The 2,041-nt window shown below is 53.3% G+C and carries 2 protein-coding genes and 1 pseudogene; all 3 read right to left on the minus strand.

Translation table 11 applies throughout. The annotated features are described in order from the left end of the window. Positions 1 to 261, minus strand: a pseudogene (gene malG, locus EQY_RS0120145) (maltose ABC transporter permease MalG); the annotation flags it as partial. Positions 262 to 275: 14 nt separating this feature from the next. Further along, positions 276 to 1,820 carry a maltose ABC transporter permease MalF gene (malF, locus tag EQY_RS0120150; RefSeq protein ID WP_010344809.1) on the minus strand — a complete coding sequence of 515 codons (1,545 nt, stop codon included), beginning with the start codon at positions 1,818 to 1,820 and terminating at the stop codon, positions 276 to 278. A 33-nt stretch (positions 1,821 to 1,853) separates the two neighbouring features. After that, positions 1,854 to 2,041 (minus strand): hypothetical protein (locus tag EQY_RS26945; protein ID WP_237712280.1); only part of this gene is annotated, 188 nt, incomplete at its 5' end.

The raw sequence follows: 2,041 nt of genomic DNA on the forward strand, positions 1-2,041 counted from the left end.
TCCCCCCAGCCACAGCAATACCGGGAACGGCGGTGGCGTAATGCGACCATCGGCCTGTTCAACGCTAAAGCCTAACGCCAGTTTCCAGTGATCCCACGAGATTTGCTCCGGGATCAGGCTGCCGGTCGCGAAGTTCCCCTGACGCAGCGAGATGGCGACGACCATCAGCAGCGGGAACATAATCGCCGCGATAAAAAGTAGCAGTAGCAGGTGAGTAATAAACAAACGTGCTTTTTGCGATTTCGGTTGGACCATTGCCATTTTTGTTATCTCCCTTAATCAAACTTCATTCGCGTGGCTTTCAGGTTCACTATCGCCAGCGCACCCACCAGCAGGAAAATCAGCGTGGCAATCGCTGCCGCCAGACCGAAGTCCTGACCCCCGCCGCCTTCAAAAGCGATACGGTAGGTGTAGTTAACGAGCAGGTCGGTATAACCGGCTGGCGTGGTGGTGCCAAGACGATCCGGGCCACCGTTGGTCAACAGTTGAATCAGCACGAAGTTGTTAAAGTTAAAGGCGAAGCTGGCGATCATCAGCGGTGTCAGCGGCTTGATCAGCAGCGGCAGCGTGATTTTAAAGAAGTTCTGGAATGGACTTGCGCCATCCATCGCTGAGGCTTCATACAGGTCGTCAGGAATCGCTTTCAGCAAGCCCATGCAGAGGATCATCATGTACGGATAACCCAGCCACGTGTTGACGATAATCAGCATCGTCCGTGCGGTGGTCGGATCGCTAAACCAGGCGGGCTTCACGCCAAACAGCGCGCTCAACATCATGTTGATTTCACCGAAGCTCTGGTTAAACAACCCTTTGAAAATCAAGATTGAAATAAACGATGGCACCGCGTAGGGCAGAATCAGCAGGACGCGATAGACCGCTTTGCCGCGCAACGCTTCCCATTGCACCAGACAGGCCAGCACCATGCCGACTGCAACCGTTAAAAAGACAGTGATCAGTGAGAACATCACGGTCCAGACGAAAATCGCGAGGAACGGTTTCTGAATGCCTTCGTCGGTGAAGACGCGGGTAAAGTTTTTCCAGCCGGTAGTCACGGTGTAACCGGGGCTGAGTTTGTCGTCGCCCCAGTTGCCATCGGCGGTGATGGACTGGTAAAAGCCGGTCTGGTCATTCGGGCGATATTTGACGCCACTCTGGTTATTGGTCAGCGTACCGTCATCGCCCAGTGTGTAGAGCGGTTGTGTGCCAGAGAACTGGCGCAGGGAGCTCATCATCACTTTGTTGTCATCCGGGAGGATGGCGGTAATGTTGCTCAGCGCCTGACGATTTTGGGTAATCACGCGCAGATTTGCGCGCTCGCCCTCAGGCTGTGTGGCACTTTCTTTCAGTTGCAGCTTTTGCTCGCCGCCAAATTTAAAGGCATCGGAGAGATAATGCTTACCGGTTTCGCCATCGGTGAGCGCCAGTTGCCACTCATCACCTGCCGGATAAAGCCCGAAGTTATAGGTTTTGCCCGCTTGCCAGGAACGATCTAACAGAACTTCCTGGGCGCGTTCAAAAGTTAGCTGGTTAGTGCTGCTGTAGTTGGTAAAAGCAATGGCGATGGTGCAGACCAGAGGGAAGAGCACGAACAGCCCCATTCCTGCCATTCCCGGATAAACATAGCGCCAGGCGTAGGCTTTCCGGTTGGCGAAAATATACAGTCCCGCAGAACTTAAAATCAGCGTGGTAATGGCGAACAGGTACTCCCCTTGTGCGTACATTAAAACAACAAGGTAACCCACCAGCAGGCCAAGCAGACCTAACACTGACCATTTCAGCGCGTCGCTTTGCCACCAATGTTTCTTTTTAATGACATCCATGGGGTTCTTCCTCATTCCTGGACGGATAAATGATTACACCGCATCCGGCAACAACCGCCTGATGCGGCGCTGGCGCGCCTTATCAGGCTTACGTACAGTTCGTTTTTCCAGGTCGGATGAAGCATTTACGCCGCATCCGGCATTTAGTTTTGTATGTCGGATGAAGTATTTACGCCGTACCCGACAATAACCGCCTGATGCGACGCTGACGCGTCTTATCA

The organism is Escherichia sp. TW14182 (assembly GCF_000208525.1).
GTDB classification, from domain to species: domain Bacteria; phylum Pseudomonadota; class Gammaproteobacteria; order Enterobacterales; family Enterobacteriaceae; genus Escherichia; species Escherichia ruysiae.

What these genes read in the sequence shown, in the direction of transcription:
- malF (WP_010344809.1), bottom strand. Translation starts at nt 1,820, where the DNA reads ATGGATGTCATTAAAAAGAAACATTGGTGGCAAAGCGACGCGCTGAAA.